Genomic DNA, 6565 nt, shown 5'->3' on the forward strand with positions numbered 1-6565 from the left:
CGATCCGGGGTCCCCACGACCGGGACCGCTTCGGATTACAGTGGACGCCTGAACGACGGCCGCCCGATCGTGACCAGCGAGGAGATCAGTTGACCCCGGTAGTGCTCAGATGCGGCGATGTGCCACTCCCCTTGGCACTCACCTCCGTGACCGCGCTGTCGGCTCCTGCGGTTCCAGAGAAGGACGACTTCGAGGACGTGTTCGCTCACACCGAGTCGGTGGACGACCCGCGACTGATCGTCGTTGGCGACGATGCAGCGTTCGCGGCAACGCTGACCCGGTTGATGCGCACCGACCGCCTGGCGGTCGAGCTTGCCTATGTCCCCGAGTCGCGCACACCCGCAACCGAGGCCTACGGCTTGCGCACCGGCTCGAAGGCCGCCTCCATCGCGCTGCAGAGTGAGGCGAAGTCGATCCCGCTGATCCGCGACGATGCAGGCATGGCTCTCGTCGGGCGCGCGCTCGTCCACGGAGAAGAGAGCCCTCTCGTGGGAGAGGCGTATGTCGACGACACTCGCTTGTTCTCCGGCACTGTGCCGGGAATTCGGATCGAGCCGACGCCGCAGATGCCGGGTCTGCGGGCAGCGGTAGATCGCGCACGGTGGTTCGGCGGGTACAAGTGGCTCACGGGTCGAGCGGTGCAGCTCGGTTCCCCGGCCGCGTTCCTCACTCGCGACGGCGTCCCGAATCCACGCGCGCTCAAGCGGTCCACGTTCTACCGCCACGAGACGAAGTGGAAGCTGGTGCGCTGAGTCTGGCCGAGCGCTATACGAATCCGGCGCTATACGAATCCGGGTAGTCGCAGAGCATTGTCGACCACGGAATAGCTCGAAGCATCGCCCGCGCGGATTCGACTGGCAGTGCCGTGCACGTCCACCGGCACGTCCCCCGCGAGGGTTGTACGCCGCAACTCCCGGGGATGGTCACCGTAGTCGGCGACACCGTAATGCTGGGTATTGCGGTTGTCCCAGATGGCGACGTCTCCGTCAGCCCAGGTCCACCGCACTGTGTTCTCGAGCTTCGTGACGCGATTCTGCAGAAGCTGGTAGAGCACGCTGCTCTCTGCGGCCTTCAGACCCACGAACTCGCGAACGAAGTGCCCCAGGAGCAGGCTTCGCTCGCCTGTCTCGGGGTGCACACGAACCACCGGGTGCTCGGTCTCGAACGTCAGCGTCGCGAACCCACTGCGGAAGTCTCGCTTCGACTTCGAGTAGTTTCCGCTCAGTTGCTCGGGGGCAAGTGCCGCGGCGTAGTCGAATCGATTGGAATGGACCGCCCGAAGATTCTCGACGAGCACACGCAGCGGGTCCGGCAGTTGCTCGTAGGCGGCCGTCGTCGATGCCCACGTCGTGGCGCCTCCGTAGGGCGGCACTTTCACCGATCGTAGAACTGACGCCTTCGGGATCCTGTCGACGAAGGTGACGTCGGTGTGCCAACCGCTCGCGGCTCCTTCGAGGACCAGGGTTCTGCTGTCGTCCGAGTTCAGGGACGGGTGGGCTGTGGTGGGAATACCGATACGCGCACCGAACTCGTATTGGATCTCGTCCGTCAAGTGGTGCTGGCTACGAAAGAAGATCACCTTGTTCACGGCGAGGGCGTACCGGATTGCCAGGGACGTCGCGTCCGAGATATCGCCGGACATTTCGACACCGTCGATGACAGCCCCGAGGTGGTGTCCGACCTTACGTACCGTGATCCCTCCGTTCGCGTAGATCTCGGAGGCGGAGTCGACGGTTGCTCCAATGGATGTGTCGGTCATGGTGCGATCCCCTTATCATCGGATTGTCAATCGATCTGCATTGCGATTCGGATGACGTCCTTCTCGACCACAGGCCTGCCCGGGGCGGCCTCGACGGTCACCCGGTGGAGTACGCCGTTCCACGCGAAGGGAGGTTCGTACTCCCTGCACACGGGCAGCCCCTTGTCGTACCCGAGGGTCAACGACGCACCGCCGTGCTGCCAGGCGTGAGGCAACTCGTGGTTGCTGTCGGTGACTGCGACGACGACGTCGTCGATGATCGCTTCCACTTTCAGCGACCCGTCCGAACCGAGCCGGAATGCGCATCCGACGGTGTGCCGCCCTGCGATCAGTCGCCTATCTGCTACCACCCGGATCTCGCCGCCCGGTGTCGCGGCGACGACGGTCAGAATCCCCTGTTCGACGAACCCGGCGAACCCCCCGGTCCAGTCGCCGAGCGCGAACAGAACCCCCTCTGGGTCCCGTGCGGGTACGTCCACTTCGGCGACGACACGACCGCCACCCGAGATCCGCGGCAGTGCGTCGTCGGAGACGGGACCTCCCTCTGGGTACAAGGTGAGGATCGACGGGAGGGGGTAGTGCCGCGGCCTGATTCCCGCTGCCCGGCCGCGCAGACTGTCGGCGAGCGGAGTCACTTTGTTGCGGCCGGCCTCGATGAACCACTGACGTTCGAGGGCGCGGACGACGTCCGGGTGTTCGCCGGACACATCATGTGCCTCCGAGAAGTCCTCTTCTAGGCGGAACAACGACCAGGTGTCGGTATCGAAGTCCCGGCTGCCCTCCATCAGTAGCTCCTCATCGAGAACCCCCGTGGAGACGTGGTCGGTCGTCGCCTTCCATCCGTCGGCGAAAATCGACCGGGATCCGAGCATCTCGAAGTACTGAGTGGATCGGGGCGAGGGCGCTGCAGCATCGCCGAACGCCGGGCGCAGGCTCGCTCCGTCTACCGCGAGCTGACCGACGCCACCGACCGTCTCCGGCATCGTCACTCCGCATGCGTCGAGGACTGTGGGAAGGATGTCGATCGCGTGCGCGAACTGATCGCGGATCCCACCGGTATCGCGGATTCCACTGGGCCAGTGCACGATCATGGGGACACGGGTGCCACCGAGCCAGGTGTATCGCTTCCACAACCGGAACGGCGTGTTGCCTGCCCACGCCCACCCCCACGCGTAATGCGGATACCCGTCGATTCCACCCCAATCATCGAGGAGCGCCGCGCTTTCCGAAACGTCGTCGCGGATGTGATGGGTGAAGCGGTGTTCGTTGTAAGTACCACCCACCCCGCCTTCGGCGCTCGCACCGTTGTCCGACATCACGAAGATGAGCGTGTTGTCGAGGACACCGAGCTTCTCGAGACTGTCGACCACCCTTCCGATCTGCGCGTCGGTATGGGTGAGGAATCCGGCGTAGACCTCGTGCATCCGCGCATAGACCCGGCGTTCCTCGTCGGTCAGGGAATCCCAGTCGGGCACCCACGACGGCCGCTCGGTCAGCGTCGTTCCCTCCGGAACGACCCCGGCCGCGAGCTGCCGCTCGAACACGGCCTCGCGCCACCTCTCCCATCCTCCGTCGAACTTTCCTGCGTAGGCATCCGCCCATGATCGTTCGACGTGGTGCGGCGCATGCATGGCCCCGGTCGCGAAGTACAGGAAGAAGGGCTTGCCGGGTGCCGACTCCTGCTGGTTGACGACCATCCGAATCGCTTCGTCGGCAAGGTCTTCGGTCAGGTGGTACCCGTCGCGTGGTCCGCGCGGCGGATCTACATAGGTGTTGTCGCGCACCAGCTCCGGCGCCCAATGATTGGAGTCGCCGCGAAGGAAACCGTAGTACTTCTCGAAACCCATCCCCAGCGGCCACCGGTCGAACGGTCCCGCACTGGTGCGTTCTCCCGGTGGGGTCAGGTGCCATTTGCCCACCGCCATGGTGCTCCATCCGGCGTCGCGCAGAATCCTCGGCAATGCAGCCGCGGTCGGGGGGATGCTCGCGGTGTACCCGGGTTCGGTGGTGGGGATGTCGGAGAGGAAGCCCATTCCCACCGCGTGATGATTCCGGCCCGTGAGCAGTGCCGCTCGCGTGGGGGAGCACAGTGCCGTCACATGAAAACGATTGAATCGCAATCCGTCCGAAGCGAGTCGGTCGATGTTGGGGGTCGCGATATCGGACCCGTAGCAACCTATCTGCCCGAATCCGAGGTCGTCGAGAAGGATGACGACGACGTTGGGGGCCCCTTCGGGCGCGCGCTTCGGGGGTGTACTCATGAGGTTTCCAATCGGGTTTCGTGCGCACGCAGTGCACTGGCCGTCGCCTCCGACAGGGGCGTGGCAAGTCCTTGCGCGGCGGTATCCAACAAGTCTGTGACGAAAACGTCGAACGGCAGATCCGGGGCCTCGCCGTTCGCCAGTTGCTGCTCGAAACTCGCCAGAGCGAGCAGGCATTGCGCGAGAACCACGTGCATCCGACGGTTCCGGACAGCCTCGGGCACGTAGGAGATCTGCGCTCTGATCATCTCGGCCGCACGGATCGCGATCGGGCTGATCGGCCGTTCACCACCCCCGAACCACAGGGGAATCTCGTTGAACCGGTAGAGGAATACACGTGCGAGGAAACTGACGTACCGGCTTTCCGGGGCGGTAACTTCGTCGGCCAAGGGAAGGAGCAGGACGTCGAGCCATCTCCTCACCGAGGGCTCTCCCCCACTGGACGACACGGTGTCGAACAATTCGGCGCGCACTGCATCGACGCGCTGGAGGCGATGCGCGAACACCGCGTCGAGCAGTCCTTCTTTACTCCCGAAGTGATACTGCACCGCATAATTATTGGTCTGGCCGGCAGCAGCGGCGATCTGCCGTGACGACACCCCCTCCGGGCCGTTCTCGGCCACCAGTTTCTCTGCCGCAGAAATCAGAAGCAATCGGGTCTTCGATCCGTCGACAGGCCGGAGGGTATTCGAATCCTGCATGCTCTTCGAGTCTTTCGCCACGCCGGTCTCCGGTTTCATTCGATCGATTGTCGCAAGATATCCCCGAGTTTCGGTTAAGTCAACTGTTCGAATCAAGAAATCTATGAATCGGGGAAACTTTCATGGATTCGGGTTCGAACGGTTGACTTAACCAGTGGTCGACGCCTATTTTCGGATCGATCCGACGCGCCCGGCACCCGCCGGCCGCCCTCTGCGCTTGCCCATTGAGCAAGCCGCCCGAGAGGTTGATGATGATCAGACCCCATCCCGCAACATCCGTGCTCGTCACAGCCATCTCGGTGTTGGTTCTGGCTGCCTGTGGCTCGAGCCCCAGCGAATCACCCACCTCGGTCACGACCGGAGACCCGGCGACCGGGGGGCGATTGAACGCGCTGCAGATCGGCGAGCCCAGAACGCTCGATCCCGCCGGACTTTCCAATACCTGGGTACACCAACCGTTGCTGGGCAACGCCCTCTACGGCACCCTCATGATCAACGATCCTGATACCAACGAGATCGAATACACCATGGCGACGGGATTCGACAGCACCGACGGCGGTACCACGTACGAACTCACGCTTCGCCCAGGGCTCATGTTCACCGACGACACGCCGCTCGACGCCGCTGCAGTCCAGTTCAACTGGGAACGGCTCCGCGACCCGGCACTCGGATCCACTGCCATCCGCCAGGTTTCCCAGGTCGAAACCACCGAGGTGGTGGACGAGACCACGCTGAAGGTCGTTCTGCACGAACCGAATCCCAGCTTCCCGCAGGGGATGCTCGCCACATCCATGAACTGGATCGCCTCACCGAGCGCGCTCGGGAACGGACGAGCAGCATTCGACGACGCACCTGTCGGTGCCGGACCGTTCGAACTCACGCGATGGATGCGGCAAGGTGCCATCGAACTCGAACGCAACCCCGACTATTGGGATGCTCCGAAACCCTACCTCGACGCGATCACGATCCGTTCGGTCACGGACACGACGCAGCGAGTGAACGCGATCACCACCGGCGACGCCGACCTGTCCACCGAAACGAATCCGTCGAGCGTCGGCAGAGCTCAGGATGCAGGAGCGCAGGTTGCCACCGTGCCCGCCGGTGGAGGGCAGTACCTGGGAATGAACTTCCGTCGCGCGCCGTTCGACGACGAACGTGCGCGCCGTGCAGTAGCGCTGGCCGTGGACCGCGACATGATCAATTCCATCGTGTTCAACGGTGACGGCGAGGTGCCGCAAACCCTGTTCCAGGAAAACTCACCGTTCTATTCGGATATCGCGCTACCGCAGCAGGACCGGACGGCCGCCCAGACCTTGTTCGATGAGCTTGCAGCCGACGGGAAGCCCGTCGAGTTCACCTTCACCACTTACACCGGTCTCGACAACCAAGCCACCGCGGAAGCCCTGCAAGCACAGCTCAATACCTACGACAATGTCGAGGTCGACATCGAGGTGGTGGACTTCGCCACGGGAGCTGCGCGGGCCGGTGCACACGACTTCGACATGATGGTCTCGTCGGCGATCACCCAGGACCCGGATTACGCGCTCTGGACGGCATTCCACTCCGAGTCGACCGGCAACTTCATGGGGGTCTCCGACCCCCGCCTCGACGAGGCACTGGACGCCGGCAGAACAGCGGAGACCACCGACGAACGCAAGCAGGCCTACGACGTCGTCCAGACGCGGATTGCCGAACTCGACCCGGGCGTCTGGTATGTCCGATCGTCACCGTCCGTGATGATGGGCGAGAAGATTCACGGTCTGCGTCTCTACACGCTGGGCTCCCCGCTGCCCGAGGAGTTGTGGATCGAGAACTGAGCCCGACCGAAACGACGTGTGGGGTGC

5 protein-coding genes are annotated in these 6565 nt (G+C 63.8%); 2 read left to right on the forward strand and 3 right to left on the reverse strand.

Annotated elements, in window-relative coordinates; genetic code table 11:
* The first annotated feature begins 101 nt into the window (after positions 1 to 101).
* Positions 102 to 752 (forward strand): hypothetical protein, encoded by a 651-nt coding sequence (locus tag ACFWB0_RS22905; RefSeq protein WP_378492698.1) that lies wholly within the window; start codon positions 102 to 104, stop codon positions 750 to 752.
* Positions 753 to 781: 29 nt separating this feature from the next.
* Here the strand turns inward: ACFWB0_RS22905 and ACFWB0_RS22910 are convergent, their stop codons facing one another.
* From ACFWB0_RS22910 to ACFWB0_RS22920, 3 genes are read right to left on the reverse strand one after another with little or no spacing between them, the layout of a single operon-like run.
* Positions 782 to 1759: a TauD/TfdA dioxygenase family protein gene (locus ACFWB0_RS22910; RefSeq protein ID WP_378492693.1), complete on the reverse strand. Its 978-nt coding sequence runs from the start codon at positions 1757 to 1759 to the stop codon at positions 782 to 784.
* Between the two features lie 26 nt (positions 1760 to 1785).
* Positions 1786 to 4020, reverse strand: a complete 2235-nt coding sequence (locus ACFWB0_RS22915; RefSeq protein WP_378492694.1) for an arylsulfatase — start codon at positions 4018 to 4020, stop codon at positions 1786 to 1788.
* Positions 4017 to 4760: a TetR/AcrR family transcriptional regulator gene (locus tag ACFWB0_RS22920; protein WP_378492695.1), complete on the reverse strand. Its 744-nt coding sequence runs from the start codon at positions 4758 to 4760 to the stop codon at positions 4017 to 4019. Before ACFWB0_RS22920 ends, ACFWB0_RS22915 begins: the two co-directional genes overlap by 4 nt.
* A 185-nt stretch (positions 4761 to 4945) precedes the next feature.
* On the opposite strand from ACFWB0_RS22920, the gene ACFWB0_RS22925 reads away from it, so the two are divergent.
* On the forward strand, positions 4946 to 6538 hold the full coding sequence (locus ACFWB0_RS22925) for an ABC transporter substrate-binding protein (protein WP_378492696.1): 1593 nt from the start codon (positions 4946 to 4948) through the stop codon (positions 6536 to 6538).
* Positions 6539 to 6565 lie beyond the last annotated feature (27 nt).

The organism is Rhodococcus sp. NPDC060086, assembly GCF_042730275.1.
Classification (GTDB): Bacteria; Actinomycetota; Actinomycetes; order Mycobacteriales; family Mycobacteriaceae; genus Rhodococcus.